Below are 16,696 nucleotides of genomic sequence, written 5' to 3' on the forward strand. Positions count from 1 at the left end.
GAGACAGGCAAGACCAATGGCTACCGTAGGCTTGATCATGCTCGCCGAGCCGCAGTCAGCTGCAGCTGAAGCGTACCGTGCGCTGCGGACGAACCTGCTGTTTTCTACCGTGGATCGCCCGGCCAATACCCTGGTGATCACTGGCCCGACGCCTGAGGTGGGCAAGAGTACTGTCGCCGCCAACCTGGCGATTACCCTGGCACAGGGTGGGCATGAAACCATTCTGGTGGACTGTGACCTTCGCCAGCCCCGGCAGCACGAGTTGTGGGGCGTGGATAACCAGCGCGGTCTGACAACGATGATGCTTGATCCGGCAGCTCTGGCGCAGCCGCCCCTGCAATCCGTCAACGTGGAACACCTGAGCATATTGCCCGGTGGCCCCTTGCCCCCTAATCCCGCCGATCTGCTGGGTAGCCGGCGGATGGATGAGGTGATTGGCGTGTTGAAGGCGCGGGCGGAGTTTGTCCTGTTTGATGCGCCGCCGGTGCTGGCAGTGGCCGATGCCGCGATTCTGGGTTCCAAAGTGGATGGTGTGCTGTTGGTCGTGCGGGCGGGGCAAACCCGGCGCGATCAGGCCATCCGGGCAAAGGAGTTGTTGGACCAGGTGCACATTCGAATCGTCGGCAGCGTGCTCACCAACGCTCCACGTGACGCGGCAGTGGCCGGTTACTATGCCTAGAGGGTGAGTGAGCGCATGAAAGGTCTGATTCTGAGCGGCGGCAAGGGCACCCGGCTCTATCCGCTAACCTATACACGCGCCAAACAGTTGATCCCGGTCGCTAACAAGCCCATTCTCTTCCGGGTCATTGAGGCGATCCGTGAGGCAGGAATCACGGAGATCGGGATCGTCATCGGCGACACCGGGCCGGAAATCCGTGAAGCCGTCGGTGATGGCAGCCGCTGGGGAGCAACAATCACGTACATCCAGCAGGAGCAACCGCTTGGGTTGGCCCATGCCGTCAAAATCTCCCGGGACTTTCTGGGTGACGAGCGCTTTGTGATGTTCCTGGGCGACAACGTGATTCAGGGCGGGATACATCGCCTGATCACTGACTTTGCCCGGCATCCGGAATGGAACAGCCAGATCGTCCTGACCAGGGTGGATCATCCTGAGCAGTACGGCGTGGCCAAGCTGACGGCGGATGGCCGGGTTGAGCGCTTGATTGAAAAGCCCAAGACTCCGCCTTCCGACCTGGCGCTGGTCGGCATCTACATGTTTGACTCCCACATTTTCGAGGCAACCGAGCAGATCAGCCCATCCTGGCGCGGCGAACTGGAGATCACCGATGCGATCCAGTGGCTGGTCGATCACGGGCACACGGTCTACCCATACGTGCATCAGGGTTGGTGGATTGATACGGGACGCCCGGATGACATGCTGGAAGCGAATAGCAAGGTGCTGGAGGAACTGACGCCAGAAATTTTGGGATTCGTCGATGAGCAATCTGATGTTGACTCGCGGGTGACAGTTCAGGCGGGGGCGCAGATCATCAACAGCACCATTCGCGGCCCGGCGATCATCGGCGAAAACACGCGGATTGTGAACAGCTATGTCGGTCCCTTTACCAGCATCTACCATAATGTGGTCATTGAGAACTGCGAGATCGACCGTTCGATCATTCTGGAACACAGTGTGATGCGCGATATTGATGTGCGTGTCCAGGATAGCCTGATCGGGCGTCATGCCCTGGTGCAGCGCAGCGACTACCGCCCCAGGGCGCTTAAGCTGAACCTGGGCGATTACAGCAAGATCGGCCTGGTGTAGCGCCGGTAGCTTCAGGAGTGATAGGGTACGTAACCATGAAGAACATCCTCGTAACCGGCGGGGCGGGGTTCATCGGCAGCGCCTTTGTGCGCTACATGATCGACACCTATCCTGACTACAATGTCGTTGTTCTGGATAAACTGACCTACGCCGGCAACCTGGATAACCTGTTGCCAGTCCGGGACAATCCGCGTTACCGGTTTGAACGGGCAGACATTGCCGACCGCGCTGCCGTTGAACGCATCGTTGAGCAGCACGGGATCGATACGATTGTCAATTTCGCGGCGGAGACGCATGTCGACCGCAGCATTTTGCAGCCCGATGCTTTTATCTACACTGATGTGGTCGGTGTGTATGTGCTGCTGGAGATGGTGCGCCAGAAGGGAGTACAGCGCCTGCTGCATGTCAGTACTGATGAGGTCTACGGCGATATCCCGCAAGGATATTCGGTCGAGACTGATCCCTTTGCGCCAAACAGCCCCTATGCCGCTTCCAAGGCCGGGGCTGAACTGATGATCCGGGCTTACTTCCAGACTTACGGCCTCAACGTTGTGGTGACACGCGGGAGTAATACCTTTGGGCCATACCAGTACCCGGAAAAACTGATGTCGTTATTCATCACGGAAGCCATTGACGACCGGCCGCTGCCGCTCTACGGCGATGGCCGCCAGGTGCGAGACTGGCTCTACGTGCTGGATCATGTCACCGGCATCGACACGGTGCTGCATAAGGGCATAGCAGGCGAAGCCTACAATATCGCCGGCGAGAATGAACGGCCCAACATCGATGTAGTCCGGGCGCTGCTGAAGGAACTGGGTAAGCCGGAAAGCCTGATCCGCCATGTTGCCGACCGCCCCGGTCATGATCGCCGCTATGCGATGAACTGCGATAAGCTGCGCGCGCTGGGCTGGCGGCGTCAGCACAGCTTCAAAGAGGCACTGCGGGAAACCGTAGCTTGGTATGTCCATAACGAATGGTGGTGGCGCAAGATCAAAACCGGCGAATATCTGGAATACTATAAAGCGCAGTACGCCAGCCGCCTGGACTGAGATTGATGGTTGCCGCGCGCCGTGCTGTGGTACGGCGGCAGGTAATCTGAATGCTAAAGCGGGCTGCCCCCAAGAGGAGACAGCCCGCTTTTTGCACTGTGGACAGGACGGGGTTTAGTACATGTCCATGCCGCCGCCGGGCGTTGCCGGGGTCTTCTCGTCCTGCGGAATGTCAGTGATCAGCGCCTCAGTCGTCAGGATCATGGCGGCGATGCTGGCCGCATTCTCCAGCGCGCCACGGGTCACCTTAGCGGGATCGATGATGCCGGCCTCGATCATGTCGACATAGGCACCCTTCAGCACATCGTACCCGATGTTGGGGTTCTTCTTTTCTTCCTGGATACGGCGGACGTTTTCGATGATCACGGCACCGTCGGCGCCAGCATTGGAGGCGATGCGCTTCATCGGCTCTACCAGGGCGCGGCGCAGGATGGTGACGCCGGTGTTCTCGTCATCGAATTCCATCTTGAAGCCGTCAAGGGCCTTCATTGCGTTGATCAGGGCGACACCACCGCCGGGCACAATGCCCTCTTCCACGGCGGCGCGGGTGGCGCTCAGGGCGTCTTCAACGCGGTGCTTCTTTTCCTTCAGTTCCACCTCGGTCGCCGCACCAACGCGGATGACCGCCACACCGCCAGCGAGCTTGGCCAGACGCTCCTGCAGCTTCTCGCGGTCGTAGTCGCTGGTGCTGTTCTCGATCTCGACCTTGATTTCCTCAACACGGCCCCGGATGGCGGCCTCATCGCCGGCGCCATCGACGATCGTCGTCTCTTCCTTGGTGCTGACGACCTTACCGGCGCGGCCCAGATCGGCGATGGTCACGCTCTCAAGCTTGCGACCCATTTCCTCAGTGATGACCTGGCCACCGGTCAGGATAGCGATATCCTGCAACATGGCCTTACGACGATCGCCGAAGCCAGGAGCCTTGACCGCCAGCACGTTAAGCATGCCGCGCAGCTTGTTGAGCACCAGCGTGGCCAGAGCTTCGCCGTCGACATCTTCGGCGATGATCACCAGATCACGCTTGCCGACCTGCACCAGTTTCTCCAGCAGCGGGACGATATCCTGAGCAGCGCTAATCTTCTTGTCGTGGATGAGGATGTACGGCTCCTCAATCACGGCTTCCATCGTCTCAGGGCTGGTGACGAAGTAGGGGCTGATGTAGCCGCGATCGAACTGCATACCCTCAACATATTCGATCTCGAAGGCCAGGCCCTTGCTTTCCTCGACGGTGATCACACCCTCATTGCCGACCTTGTCCATCACCTCGGCGATGAGGTCACCGATTTCCTGGTTCTGGGCGCTGATCGCAGCGACAGCAGCGATCTTGTCTTTGGTGCTGATGTCAATCGCCATGTCGCGCAGGGCGTCCGAGACCTTCTTGGTCGCCGCTTCAATACCGCGCTTGAGTAGCATCGGGTTGGCGCCAGCAGCGACATTCTTCAGGCCATCATTGACGATGGTCTGGGCGAGCAGGGTCGCGGTGGTGGTACCATCGCCGGCGATGTCGTTGGTCTTGGTGGCGGCTTCCTTCAGGAGCTGCGCCCCCATGTTCTCAAAGGGGTCTTCCAGCTCAATTTCCTTGGCTACGGTGACGCCGTCATGGGTGACGGTCGGGGCGCCGAATTTCTTGTCCAGGGCGACATTGCGGCCCTTGGGACCAAGCGTCGTGACGACGGCATCAGCCAGCTTATCAACGCCGCGCTTGAGGCCGCGACGAGCTTCTTCCCGGAAGACGAGTTGCTTGGGCATAGCTTATAACCTCCAACGGTCAGGATAAACGCCAGTTGCTGAGGAAACTGCTTTACTTCTCGATAACCGCCAGGACGTCGCTTTCCTTGAGGATCAGCAGCTTCTCATTGTCGAGCTTGATCTCGGTGCCGCCGTACTTGGCGAACAGTACCTGATCGCCGACCTTGACTTCCATAGGAATGCGCTTCTTGCCGTCTTCATCAAAGCGCCCCGGGCCAACCGCCAGGACTTCACCCTGCTGGGGCTTTTCCTTAGCCGTTTCCGGCAGGTAAAGCCCGCTCGCGGTCTTCTCCTCGCCCTCAAACGGCTTGACCACGATCCGATCATTCAGCGGGCGTAGTTTGATGGACATACTCAGCCACCTCCTCGGAGTTAGATGCTGATAGGCATAACACGTTGTTGCCAGTGAAAGAGATCATCCGGCGTTAGCACTATAGACTTTAGAGTGCTAATCTTCACCGTCGGCAATATACCAGAGGACAGGGGGGTTGTCAAGCAATTCTAGCAAACTTCTTATGCGAGTGCTAATGCCGCAGGCGCGCCAGTTCTGTCCGTGATCCTGACGTCAGGAGGCGGGGACGCCGGGAGCCCAGGTGGCTTGCTGGCGATATGACCAGGCTTTGCCCGGTGGCGCTTATGTAGCTGAGAGTCGCAAGCAGTGAACACCCCTCTGCATGTGGAGCATTGATCGCTGACAACCTTTGCCCGTGCTGTTCTCCTACCGCCCGCTGCCCGGCAACAGCCGGATGATGCGGCCTTCCAGGATGGAGACAGCGATGTATCCTTCCGAACTGACGGCCACATCGACCGGGTGTTCGGGGTAGAAACTCTGTCCCTGGATGGTCATGATCTCCAGTGGGTAGCCGTAATAGACGTCGACTGGTACTAGGAGTTCCCGAACGGATGGCTGGCCGGTTTCATCCCGAATGAGGTTCCCGGTGGCGTCCTGGCAAGGTTCAGCGCGCCCTCGCGAGTCAAAACAGAAGCGGTAGAGTGCATAGCCGGTAGGGAGGTAACCCGCCGTGCTGCCGCGCAAGACGATCAGCAGATCGTCCTGGAAATCCGGGAAGGCCTCTCCCCGATAGAAAGTCATGCCGCCGGGCGTGCTGTAGGCAGGGAATGTATATTCGGGGAGGGCAATCCGCTGGCAGAAATCTGGCTGTGGCGCGGGCAGCGGAAAATCTGCAAGTAACCCGCTGGCGGATGCAGCACAGTAGGGCCAGCCAAAATGCTGGCCACCCTCCGTGAGACGGTTTAGCTCGTCAAGGGGTTGTTCGCTGGTACTGCCGCCGGGGGCGGGTGCGCTGTCTGCAATCCATAGATCACCGCTCCCCGGATGCCAGGCGAAGTCAAAAGCATCGTACAGCCCACGCGCCACAACCCGTTCATCGCTGCCGTCGGAACTGTAGCTGAGCAGAGTTGCACGGCGCGGATCGCTTTCCACACAGGTGCTGCACGCGGCGCCCTTGCTCACGTACAGACGACCATCGGGACCAAAGCCTATGCTGCCTGTCCACAGTCCTGACCCGCCGGGAAGCCCTTCAATGATAGTCTGCTGTACGTCCGCGTGGCCGTCCCCATCATCGTCAATCAGACGGTAGATGGTACGGTCGCCGGATACGTACCAGCCTCCTTCATGCCAGGCGAGGCCATTAGGCGTATCTAGTCCTGAGGCAAAGATGTGCAAGGTGTAAGTCCCGGCGTCCTGATCAAAGTCGCCTATCCACTGGACAAGTCCTTCGTCCGGGCGAGTCATGAATAGCCTGCCGCACCAGGCAACCGGCCCGGTCATTTCGTCGCAGGCTGGAGCGTAGGCAATAGAGGTGATCGCCGCCAGAGCCGAGTAGGGCAGGTTGTTGACCAGATATTCCGGGCAGAATCGAAGCGGATCGACGATTGGCTGCGTTACAATCATGCCCTGAGGATGGCAGCCGGACTGCATCGCCGTGGCAGCGGATGATGGCGGTGGTATTGTGCTGGCAAGGACGGGGGCTACCGCGATTCCTGCTACAGAAAGGGCAGCGATTACCGTCCAGTGAAACAGGTGGTTCATGGGGCATCTTTCCCCGGTTACTGGCAGTCGCGCCTCAATGCTACCGGTTCCGCACGTATCCTGCCAGTTGGCAACGGTTTGCCGGACGCAGGCGGGGCACGTAGAATCCAGAAGGCGCGCCGGGGTGTTATGGCGGCAGGAAGTTGAGTGATGACGCGATCAGTGTGGCGATTGGTGACTGGCGTAGTACTGGCTCTGGTGTTGGCGAGGCCAGCTGATGTGGCCCGGATGTGGCCGCAGTTGCAGGATCGCCTGCCGTTGCGCTATGGCGATTCGGTGACAGGCACCATTTCCCATGCCCGGTTCTTTCAGCAGTACAGCTTCAATGGCGCAGCAGGGGATCGGGTGGTGATCACGATGGAAGCGTTGTCAGGCAACCTGGATCCACTCCTGTTACTGGGGGATGCGGCTCTCAATCTGATCGCTGAGGACGATGATAGCGGCGGTGGGTTCAATGCCCGGCTGGAGGTTACGCTGCCGGCAGATGGCGTATACATCGTGGAGGCCACGCGCTACGGTCAGGATTCCGAGGCAGGACAGAGCACGGGAGATTTTCGTCTGACTCTGCTGGTCAACCAGGGACGCGGCAGAACGCAGGATCAACCGGCGGGGATATTTGCACCACTGACGTTTGGCAACACTTCTCGGGGCCTGCTCAGCCAGACTGACCGCTTCCGCCTGTTCTGGTTCTATGCTCAGGGCGGCGATCGGGTTGCGGTCCGCAATGTCCTGAGCGCAGGGATGAAGGCAACACTGGTGCTCTACGATCCGGCCTTTGTTGAACTGCAGCGTGATCCTGCCGGGCAGGTTGTGGAGGAAGACCTGGCGGTTACGGGCATCTATTTCGTCGGTCTGGCGCTGGCGGCGGATTCCCCGGCTGGTACTTACGCCGTACGGCTCAGCGGCAGCGCCGGCGACGTAACGGGTGATGATGCGCTGCCGCTGGCGTATGGCGATGCGATGCAGGGCAGTCTGGATGATGACCATCCTGCTGACCGGTACAATTTCCAGGGGCGCACAAACGATCAGGTGATCATCCGTATGCAGGCTACCGGGCGAGGGCTTGACCCATTTCTGTATCTGTACGGTCCTGAGGGAGAGATCGTCGGCCAGGATGATGACGGGGCGGGCGCACCGGATGCCGAGCTGGCTGTGGTGCTGCCTGTTGATGGCCAGTACACGGTGGTGGCCAGCCGTTTTGGCGGTACCAATGGCGCCTCCGCAGGGGGATACACGCTCACCCTGGAAGGCAACCAGGTGAATGACGGCACTACCGAGGGGAGGAACGCTGGCGAGGCTTTGCCCGCGGATTTCCAGAGCCTGCCGCGGGTGCGCTATGGTGATGTGATCACCGATCGCCTTGACAACATGGTGCCCTACCGGGCCTATGTTTTCCAGGCGCGGGCTGGTGATACCGTCGAGATCACGATGCAAACGACGCAGGGGGACCTGGACCCTGCGCTGCGCCTGCTTAATGGTCGGCTTGAAACCCTTGCTGAACATGATGACATCAGCGCCGCCAATAAGAATGCCCGGCTTACCCAGACCATCCCTGCTGACGGCTACTACGCTATTCTGGCAAGCCGCTATAACGGCGAAGCCGGGACAACCAGTGGCGGATTCCGGCTGGCCATCACTGCGCCAGGCATGCTTTCACAAAGTCAGATCGCCACTCTGTTGCCCGCGCAGACACTGTATGAAGGCGAGACGCTGAACGGCCAACTGGCTGACGTACCCGGCACACTGTACCGGTTTTTCGCCGCGGCTGGTGACACGGTTGAGTTGACCCTGGAAACCAGCGGTCCCTTGCAGGAGGAGGGACTGATCATCCTGGCTGATCCAGCCTTGCGGGAACTGGCTGTCAGCGCCAGCGGAAGCCTGCGCTACACGATTCCGCAGGACGGTATGTATACCGTGATCGTGTCTCGTCTGGGCGGGCCTCTGGGTACAGCGCGAGGCTTTTTCCGCCTGTCACTGGCGGGAGCAGACCCGACTGCCGCTGAGCGATTGGGGGGCGGCTCAGAGCCGCAGTATCAGCCGGGAGATATCGTCCCCTACGGGGTGGTGCTGATCGGTGCAATCGATAGTACAACACCGCGCCAGACCTACCGATTTCTGGGGCAACAGGGGGATCGGATTTCGATCACACTGGAGGCGCTTGACGCGACGCTCGATCCGTTGCTCATTTTGCTGGGGCCGGATGGTACGCCGGTCATGCGGGATAACGACAGCGCGGGTAACCTGAACGCTCTGATCGGCCCGTACCTCCTGACACAGGGTGGTGAGTACACTATCGTGGCTACCCGCGCCGGCGAGGGCAGCGGCACTTCCCGCGGGCGCTACGAATTGACGTTGAACGGCATCCCGGTAACCCAGCCAGAGATACGAGAGGGTCAGACGGGAGCTGACCTGGCTACAGCGTTGCCGCTGGCGCCTGGCCAGACGGTCAGCGGTAGCATCAGCGACTCGCAGGTGGCAGTGTTCTATGCGCTCGATGGGGTGGCTGGGACTACTATCCAGGTGGATATGGTGCGTCTGGAGGGTGACCTGGATGCTTTCCTGGCGGTGCTTGACCCGGCGCAGACGCTCGTGGCCTTTGATGATGATAGTGCTGGAAGGCAGAACGCGCGCGTAATCTATACCTTCCCGCTGGATGGTCGTTACTATGTGGTTGCCAGCCGGTATGGCCTTCTTGAAGGGACAACCAGCGGTGAGTATCTGCTCAGCGTTGTGGCGCGCTAGTGCTGCTGGCTGGCTCAGACGAGCCGGGCGGTGGGCGCTGACACTGGGTCTGGTGGCGCTATGGTGCTGTGGTTGGCCGGGCCAGGTCACTCCTGTGAACGGGCAGGAAGGCCGCCAGATCCTGTACGGCGAAGCGATTGAGGGGCGGATCACGCAGGCGGAGCCGCGCCAGGTGTACTACTTTCAAGCCCGGCGTGGCGATGTGATCTCCCTGGCGCTGACGCGGCTAGACGGCAACCTGGACCCGGTGTTGTTGTTGGCGGCCAACACGGGCAAGATCATGGCCGTCTCCGACGATGCCGATAGCGCCCTGAGCGCACGAATCGACACCATTCAGATTCCAGAGGACAACTACTACTTTGTAGTAGCCACGCGTTTCGGGCAAGGTCTGGGCGTTACAGAAGGCCGCTTCCGGCTGGAACTGCAGCGGGTGGGTGTTTCATCCCGGGCAGGGGTGTTCCTCAGCTATGGCGATTCTGTTGTTGGCTCGGTGGATGAGGCAAACCCGCGGGTAACCTATGTCTTTGAGGCTAGGCGCGGCGACATCATCAATGTGACTATGCGCCGGATCGCCGGAAACCTGGACGCCCGCGTGTCGATAGTGGGGCCGGATGGCACGCTGCTGGCTGTCAACGATGATCAGGATGCTTCCCTTGATGCGGCGATCACCAACCTGCTGATCCTGGAGCCGGGCTTCTATACCATTGTCGCTACCCGTTTTGGCGAAGAAGCCGGGCGTAGCACGGGAAGCTATGTGCTCAGCCTAGATACGGCACCGACGAGCGGCCAGGGTGCGACGCTCGAATCGGCGCTCCTTCTGCGGTACGGCGACGAGGTCAGAGGGCTGATCGATCGCGACTACCCGGTGCGTTACTACAGCTTTGGCGCGATGCGGGGCGATGTGGTCACGGTCGCTATGAACCGCGCCAGCCGTGATCTCGATCCGCTGGTAGCGATCTTGGATGCTACGGGCAACGTTCTGGCGGAGGACGACGACTCTGGTCCCAGCAACAACGCTCTGATCCAGTCCTATATCATCCCGGCGACAGGCCGATACTACGTCCAGGCGACCCGCTTTGACCGTGCTCAGGGGACGACCACCGGTGACTACATCCTGCGACTGGATGGGGTGACCGGGGAAGCGCCCATTGTCGCGCCCGGCACATTGACGATTCTGCCCGGGAGCACCGTGACCGGCACCATCAGCAACGAAAACAGCGCCATGACTTATGCTTTCCTGGGCCGGGCGGGGGATGTGGTGACGATTGAAATGACAGCGGCGGATGGCGACCTGGATCCGCTGCTGGTACTGTTCTCAGCGGAGAGTGTCCAACTGGCGCTGGACGACGATTCCGGGCCGGGCAAGAATGCCCGCATCGCCGCCTACAGTATCCCGGCTGATGGGACGTACTACATTGTCGCAACGCGGTTTGAGTTCCAGAACGGCCGGACGACAGGCAACTACCGGTTAAGCCTGAGCCGCGATTCCAGCCAGTGACGATTGATGCAATGTCTCCCGGCTGCTACAATGGCCTGCCGGATTACGCCGGGCTGAGCGGCCCGGGTTCACCACAACGAGCACACGGCAAAATGGGCAAAGTACTTTCACTTGAGGAAGCAATAGCCTGGCGGGAAGCGCTGGCGGTCAGCGGGAAGAAGCTGGTCTTCAGCAATGGTCATTTCGACCTTTTCCATGTTGGCCATCTGGACTACCTGGAAAAGGCGCGTGCGCTGGGGGATGCACTGTTTATCGGCGTGAACGATGACGACTCCACGCGGCGGCTTAAGGGGCCGGGCCGTCCCCTGATTCCCGCGGAAGAGCGGGCGCGGCTGCTGGCAGCGCTGGTGGTGGTTGATGCGGTGATCATCTTCTCTAGCGATACGGCTGATGGCCTGATCCGCCAGCTACGCCCGGACATTTATGCCAAGGGCGGTGATTATGAACACAAGGTGCTGCCTGAGCGGACCACTGTCGAAGCATTGGGTGGGCAGGTGGTCTTGATCCCGTTTCTGCCCGGCCACAGCACCTCAGATTTGATTGCGCGGATCAAGGCCCTGGCGGAGGGCGAATGACCTCCGGGACGAATCCTGGCGCTGAATCCTCTCCCTCGCTTCAGGCCGTACCGTTGATGTCTGCTGAACTGCAGGCTAGGGATGACGCTGGTGTGGCCAGGGCAACTGGCATCAACGCTCTGGGGAACATTGCCAGTCGGGTGCTGGGGCTTGGGCGCGAGATGTTGCTCAGCAACTTGTTTGGCGCCGGGGTGGCAGTTGACGCTTTCAACATCGCGCTGATCGTGCCCCGCACCCTGTATGACCTCCTTATCGGAGGACACGTCAACAGCGCCCTGGTGCCGGTGCTCAGCGAATATGCCATGCAGCAGGATCGGTCGGCGTTGTGGCGGCTGGTGAACCTGCTGCTGGGTCTAGTGGTAGTTGCGCTGGCCGTCCTTGTCCTGATGCTGGAACTGCTTGCGCCGCAGATTGTCGGCCTGATCGCCGGGGAAGCGGTGCCGCAGGTGCGGGAACTGGCGACGGTGCTCCTGCGGATCACCATGCCCGCCCTGCTGTTCCTCGGTGTATTTGCCCTGCTGAGTGGTCTGTTGTACGCACTGCGGCGTTTTGCGCTGCCCGCCTTTGCCGGGGCTGTGTTCAATGGCACGATTGTGTTTGTGGCGGTCATCGCTGCGCCCCGGCTGGGTATTCAGGCGATGGCGCTGGGCTGGCTGATCGGCGCGGCGGTGCAGATGGGCGCGCAATGCTGGGGGCTGCGCGGCGCGCAGCTGCGACTGGTGTTGCGCGGCGCGTGGCAGGAACCTGGCCTGCGACGCATTCTGGTGCTCTATGTGCCGGTGCTGGCCTCGCTGGTGATCGACACGCTGGTGATCCGCCTGGTGAGCTACCGTCTGGCAGCACAGGTCGGCCCGGCGAGTATCAGTTATATGAATTTTGCCACGACACTGGTGCAGTTCCCGCACGGGCTGGTCGCAACGGCGATCAGCATCGCCATCTTGCCAACACTCTCCCGGCAGGCGGTATTGCTGCATTCGGATGACGGGTTGCGCACCTATCAAGACACCCTGAGTCGCGGTTTGCGCCTGGCCGCGGCGTTGATTATCCCGGCATCGGTCGGCTTATTTGTGTTGGCGGCGCCGATTGTGCGGTTGATTTTTGAGCACGGCTCCTTCACAGCGGTCGATACCGCTCATACGGTCCTGGCCCTGCAACTCTACCTGATCGGGCTGCCGTTCGCTGCAGTGGATTTGCTGCTGGTTTTTGCCTTCTATTCGCAGCAGGATACTCTGACACCGGCCATTATTGGCGTGATCAGCCTGGCGGCCTATATGGCTGTGGCGCTGGGCCTGATGGATCGCTACGGCCTGTTCAGCCTGATGATTGCTGACTCGGTCAAACATATCCTGCACGCCAGCATCTCCGCGTGGTTGCTGCGCCGGCGGATTGGCGGCCGCTACCGGAACGGTCTGGCGACTACCGTGCTGAAAACCGCCCTGGCCTCGGCGGTGATGGGGCTGGTGGCCGCCGAAGCCAACCGGTTGCTGACCGATCTGGTCCCTGCAGGGTTGCCGGGAGAGATTCTGCTGGTACTTGGCGCAGCGGCAGCCGGCGGCGCTATGTTCATGGTGCTGGCGCTGGCGCTGCACATCGGGGAGTTGACCTGGCTGCTGGGCCTTTTGAAGGCGCGGCTGGTACGGTAGCGCTGTCTTCAGGCTTGTTGCACAATTTCAGCGGTGTTATGCGACCGTTTGGCTCCGATCCGCATCCTACTGTGCAGCGCCGGTGGGGTATAATGCGTCCCGGTTCATGCCTGACACTTTAGCGAGGAGACACTCCAAGATGCCATTTCAGAAGATCGTACCGCCTGCGGCCGGTGAGAAGATCACGGTAAAGGATGGTAAGCTGCACATTCCGGATCAGCCGATCATCGCGTTTATCGAAGGTGATGGCATCGGTTATGACATTATGACCGCATCCAAGCGGATCTGGGATGCGGCTGTGGAGAAGGCTTACGGCGGCCAGCGCAAGATCCACTGGATGGAGATCTACGCTGGGGAGAAGGCAGCGCGTATCTATGACGGTGACTATATGCCTGAGGAGACGTTTGAGGCGCTGCGGCAGTATCACATTGGCATCAAGGGGCCGCTTACGACGCCGGTTGGCGGTGGCTTCCGTAGCCTGAACGTTACATTGCGGCAGGTATTGGACCTGTATGCGTGTGTCCGTCCGGTGCGCTGGTACCGCGGGGTACCAAGCCCGCTGCGGGAGCCAGAGAAGACAAATGTCGTCATCTTCCGCGAGAACACAGAAGATGTCTACGCCGGAATTGAGTTTGAGTCCGGCACGCCGGAGAATGAGAAGCTGGCCGCTTTCTTGCGCCGGGAGTTCGGTGCACAGTTTTTCGAAGGCGCCGGGCTGGGGATCAAGCCGATCAGCCCGTTTGCCAGCAAGCGGTTGGTTCGGCAGGCGATCCGCTATGCGCTGGAGCGCGGACGGAGGTCCGTCACGCTGGTACACAAGGGAAACATCCAGAAGTATACGGAAGGGGCGTTCCGCAAGTGGGGGTACGAGGTTGCTGCCGAGGAGTTCGGCGACGTGACCATCACCGAGGATGAGCTGTGGGAGAAGTACAACGGCAAGCAGCCCGATGGCAAGATCGTGATCAAAGATCGCATTGCTGATATCATCTTCCAGCATTTGCTTCTGCGTCCGGACGAATTTGATGTCATCGCGACGATGAATCTCAACGGCGACTACCTCAGTGATGCGGCGGCGGCGCATGTTGGCGGTGTGGGAATCGCGCCCGGCGCGAACATCGGGGATGAAATCGCGGTGTTTGAGGCAACCCACGGGACGGCCCCCAAATACACGAATCTCAACAAAGTCAATCCGGGATCGCTGCTGTTCTCCGGTGTGATGATGCTGGAATACATGAACTGGTGGGAAGCGGCAAACTTGATCAACCTGGCATATGAGAAAACGATTGAGCAGAAGATCGTCACGTATGACTTCGCCCGTCAGATGGAAGGCGCAACTGAAGTTGGGACGAGCGAGTTTGCCACTGTCGTGATCGCCAATATGGGCTGAGGCGCTCCTGCAGAGCATGGCACTTAGCATTGGGGGCCGGGGCGTGATGTCCCGGCCCGATTGATCTCCAACAGGGCGAAAGCCGCGAGGGTTGGGTGGAAAACGGTCCTGTATTTCTTAGATGGGAATCACCGCGCTATCAGGGTAGCCTTAACTCACCGTGAGACGCTGTATCATCGCCCGGTATCAGCAACGGGTTCTGTATTGAGGTGCGCACTATGGGCCGCTACTCGCTTGCTGTCATTCTGCTGTTCGCCTTTGTTCTGGCGCTACTCACATCGCCAGCAGTAGGACAGGGTGAACCTGATCGAATACCAGCCCTGCCTTTCCCTGCCGATGTGGATTGGCTGAATGTGGCCGGTCCGCTGGACTGGGATATGCTGCGCGGCAAGGTGGTTGTGCTGGATTTCTGGACGTACGGGTGCATCAACTGCATCCATATTTTGCCTGATCTCAAACGGCTTGAGGATGAGTTTTCCGATACGCTGGTGGTGATCGGTGTGCATAGCGCCAAGTTCGAAAATGAAAAGGACACTGGGAACATCCGCCAGATCCTGCAGCGGTATGAGATTGCTCATCCGGTGGTCAACGACCGCGATTTTCGCATCTGGAACGCCTGGGGAATCCGGGCATGGCCGACGGTCATGCTGATTGATCCGGAAGGCTACGTCGTTGGCTATCACGAAGGAGAAGGTGTGTACAATGTCCTCCAGCCGGTGATCGCTGACCTGATCGCGACTTTTGACACAGCAGGCAAAATTGCCCGTGCCCCGCTGCCCATGGCGGCTGATGTCGTGGCGCGCCCGGAAAGCGGGCTGGCGTTTCCGGGTAAGGTGCTGGCGGATGAAGCCGGTAGGCGGTTATTCATTGCCGACTCCAATCACCACCGGATTGTTGTAGTTGCTCTGGACACGTACGAAGTGCTGGCGGTGATTGGGGAGGGTGTGGCCGGTCACGCGGATGGGCGTTACGACTCGGCCCGCTTTGATACCCCGCAGGGGATGGCGCTGGGCGCTGACGGGCGTATCCTGTATGTCGCTGATACCGGGAATCACATGCTGCGGGCGGTTGATCTGGTTTCGGAGACGGTCACTACGGTGGCGGGCACCGGCCAGCAGGGGCGGGGGCAGCTGCGCAGCGGTCGCGCTACGTCGGTGGCGCTGAACAGTCCGTGGGATGTGATGCGTGTGGGCGATATCCTGTATGTGGCCATGGCGGGGGCGCATCAGTTATGGCGCTATGACGTGGTTACGGGAGAGATAGCGGTGCATTCCGGCAGCGGTCGGGAGAACCTGCTTGACGGACCACACGCCGACGCGGCGCTCGCACAGCCTAGCGGCATCACGGCTGATGGGGCTGTGCTCTACTTTGCCGACAGTGAAGCCAGCGCAGTCCGCGCGGCGGATAGCGATCCTGGCGGCGGTGTGCGCACTATTGTCGGTACCGGTCTGTTTGACTTTGGTGACCGCGATGGGGTTGGGGGCGCGGCGCTGCTCCAGCATCCACTGGGGGTGGCGTACGGGGATGGCCTGCTGTATGTGGCGGATACCTATAACAACAAGATCAAGCAGATTGACCCGCTCAGCAGGGAAGTGCGCACTCTGGCCGGGCAGGCGCCAGGCGGCTACCGGGATGGTCGCGCTGAGGAAGCGCTCTTTGACGAACCGGGTGGGCTTTCCTACGCAGCCGGACGGTTGTATGTGGCGGACACCAACAACCACGCCATCCGGGTGATCGATCTGGCGACCCGTATGGTGAGCAGCGTGATCTTCGCTAATCCTGAGGCACTGCTGGCCAAACGGTCAGGAACTTCCAGTGTGACTCCCGTCAGCGGGGATGAGGTAGTTCTGGCAGGGCAGACGATTGCCCCTGGCAATGGCACGCTAACCCTGCGGATTGATCTCCCGGAAGACTACAAGATCAATGACCTGGCAACCTCGAGCGTAACCTGGTGGGCCGATGGTACCGTTGCCGTGATCGAAGCGGTGGCGGCCACGCAGACGATCACGGATGCTGCCCGGACGATCACCACGCCGGTGGTGTTCGCAGTGGGGGAAACAACACTGACAGCACAGGCAATGATTTTTTACTGCGAGGCGGTCAACGAGACGCTGTGCTTTGTGGCTCAGCCAAAGATCGTTCTGCCGATCCGTGTTCAACCCGAGAGTACAGAGCACGATCTGACAATCGCGTATGCAGTCCAACCCCCGCTTCCTGGCTGGGCTGACTGAA

Annotated in this window: 12 protein-coding genes; 9 read left to right on the plus strand and 3 right to left on the minus strand. The window is 60.2% G+C overall.

What is annotated here, in order from left to right; translation table 11 throughout:
- The first annotated feature begins 16 nt into the window (after nucleotides 1-16).
- Genes HPY64_12610 through rfbB form a run of 3 tightly spaced genes read left to right on the plus strand, consistent with a single transcriptional unit; the run spans nucleotide 17 to nucleotide 2,814 of the window.
- On the plus strand, nucleotides 17-679 hold the full coding sequence (locus HPY64_12610; protein ID NPV67978.1) for a CpsD/CapB family tyrosine-protein kinase: 663 nt from the start codon (nucleotides 17-19) through the stop codon (nucleotides 677-679).
- A gap of 15 nt (nucleotides 680-694) precedes the next feature.
- A complete protein-coding gene (locus HPY64_12615; GenBank protein NPV67979.1) occupies nucleotides 695-1,765 on the plus strand; it encodes a glucose-1-phosphate thymidylyltransferase in 1,071 nt (356 codons plus the stop codon).
- Nucleotides 1,766-1,800: 35 nt separating this feature from the next.
- Nucleotides 1,801-2,814 carry a dTDP-glucose 4,6-dehydratase gene (gene rfbB / locus HPY64_12620; protein ID NPV67980.1) on the plus strand — a complete coding sequence of 338 codons (1,014 nt, stop codon included), beginning with the start codon at nucleotides 1,801-1,803 and terminating at the stop codon, nucleotides 2,812-2,814.
- 114 nt (nucleotides 2,815-2,928) lie between these two features.
- On the opposite strand, the gene groL is transcribed toward rfbB, so the two are convergent.
- From groL to HPY64_12635, 3 genes are all read right to left on the minus strand, one after another.
- Nucleotides 2,929-4,566 (minus strand): chaperonin GroEL, encoded by a 1,638-nt coding sequence (groL, locus tag HPY64_12625; GenBank protein NPV67981.1) that lies wholly within the window; start codon nucleotides 4,564-4,566, stop codon nucleotides 2,929-2,931.
- Between the two features lie 52 nt (nucleotides 4,567-4,618).
- Nucleotides 4,619-4,924, minus strand: coding sequence for a co-chaperone GroES (groES, locus tag HPY64_12630; protein NPV67982.1), 306 nt, complete (start codon nucleotides 4,922-4,924; stop codon nucleotides 4,619-4,621).
- A gap of 360 nt (nucleotides 4,925-5,284) precedes the next feature.
- Nucleotides 5,285-6,619, minus strand: a complete 1,335-nt coding sequence (locus HPY64_12635; protein NPV67983.1) for a hypothetical protein — start codon at nucleotides 6,617-6,619, stop codon at nucleotides 5,285-5,287.
- A gap of 150 nt (nucleotides 6,620-6,769) precedes the next feature.
- Between HPY64_12635 and HPY64_12640 the strand changes: the two genes are divergently transcribed.
- The 6 genes from HPY64_12640 (at nucleotide 6,770) to HPY64_12665 (ending at nucleotide 16,695) form a co-directional block, all read left to right on the plus strand.
- On the plus strand, nucleotides 6,770-9,361 hold the full coding sequence (locus HPY64_12640) for a hypothetical protein (GenBank protein NPV67984.1): 2,592 nt from the start codon (nucleotides 6,770-6,772) through the stop codon (nucleotides 9,359-9,361).
- Between the two features lie 94 nt (nucleotides 9,362-9,455).
- The gene (locus HPY64_12645) at nucleotides 9,456-10,859 is read left to right on the plus strand and encodes a hypothetical protein (GenBank protein ID NPV67985.1); all 1,404 of its coding nucleotides are present in this window, start codon (nucleotides 9,456-9,458) and stop codon (nucleotides 10,857-10,859) included.
- A gap of 92 nt (nucleotides 10,860-10,951) precedes the next feature.
- Nucleotides 10,952-11,434, plus strand: coding sequence for an adenylyltransferase/cytidyltransferase family protein (locus tag HPY64_12650; protein NPV67986.1), 483 nt, complete (start codon nucleotides 10,952-10,954; stop codon nucleotides 11,432-11,434).
- Nucleotides 11,435-11,490: 56 nt separating this feature from the next.
- Nucleotides 11,491-13,077 (plus strand): murein biosynthesis integral membrane protein MurJ, encoded by a 1,587-nt coding sequence (murJ, locus tag HPY64_12655; protein NPV67987.1) that lies wholly within the window; start codon nucleotides 11,491-11,493, stop codon nucleotides 13,075-13,077.
- A 139-nt stretch (nucleotides 13,078-13,216) separates the two neighbouring features.
- Nucleotides 13,217-14,464 (plus strand): isocitrate dehydrogenase (NADP(+)), encoded by a 1,248-nt coding sequence (icd, locus tag HPY64_12660; protein ID NPV67988.1) that lies wholly within the window; start codon nucleotides 13,217-13,219, stop codon nucleotides 14,462-14,464.
- A gap of 218 nt (nucleotides 14,465-14,682) precedes the next feature.
- Nucleotides 14,683-16,695: a redoxin domain-containing protein gene (locus HPY64_12665; GenBank protein NPV67989.1), complete on the plus strand. Its 2,013-nt coding sequence runs from the start codon at nucleotides 14,683-14,685 to the stop codon at nucleotides 16,693-16,695.
- The last annotated feature ends 1 nt before the right edge of the window (nucleotide 16,696 follow it).

This window comes from Anaerolineae bacterium, from assembly GCA_013178165.1.
Taxonomy (GTDB): Bacteria; Chloroflexota; Anaerolineae; order Aggregatilineales; family Ch27; genus Ch27.

What these genes read in the sequence shown, in the direction of transcription:
- HPY64_12640 (NPV67984.1), top strand. Translation starts at nt 6,770, where the DNA reads ATGACGCGATCAGTGTGGCGATTGGTGACTGGCGTAGTACTGGCTCTG.
- murJ (NPV67987.1), top strand. Translation starts at nt 11,491, where the DNA reads ATGTCTGCTGAACTGCAGGCTAGGGATGACGCTGGTGTGGCCAGGGCA.
- HPY64_12610 (NPV67978.1), top strand. Translation starts at nt 17, where the DNA reads ATGGCTACCGTAGGCTTGATCATGCTCGCCGAGCCGCAGTCAGCTGCA.
- HPY64_12615 (NPV67979.1), top strand. Translation starts at nt 695, where the DNA reads ATGAAAGGTCTGATTCTGAGCGGCGGCAAGGGCACCCGGCTCTATCCG.
- HPY64_12665 (NPV67989.1), top strand. Translation starts at nt 14,683, where the DNA reads ATGGGCCGCTACTCGCTTGCTGTCATTCTGCTGTTCGCCTTTGTTCTG.
- HPY64_12650 (NPV67986.1), top strand. Translation starts at nt 10,952, where the DNA reads ATGGGCAAAGTACTTTCACTTGAGGAAGCAATAGCCTGGCGGGAAGCG.
- icd (NPV67988.1), top strand. Translation starts at nt 13,217, where the DNA reads ATGCCATTTCAGAAGATCGTACCGCCTGCGGCCGGTGAGAAGATCACG.
- groL (NPV67981.1), bottom strand. Translation starts at nt 4,566, where the DNA reads ATGCCCAAGCAACTCGTCTTCCGGGAAGAAGCTCGTCGCGGCCTCAAG.
- HPY64_12635 (NPV67983.1), bottom strand. Translation starts at nt 6,619, where the DNA reads ATGAACCACCTGTTTCACTGGACGGTAATCGCTGCCCTTTCTGTAGCA.
- rfbB (NPV67980.1), top strand. Translation starts at nt 1,801, where the DNA reads ATGAAGAACATCCTCGTAACCGGCGGGGCGGGGTTCATCGGCAGCGCC.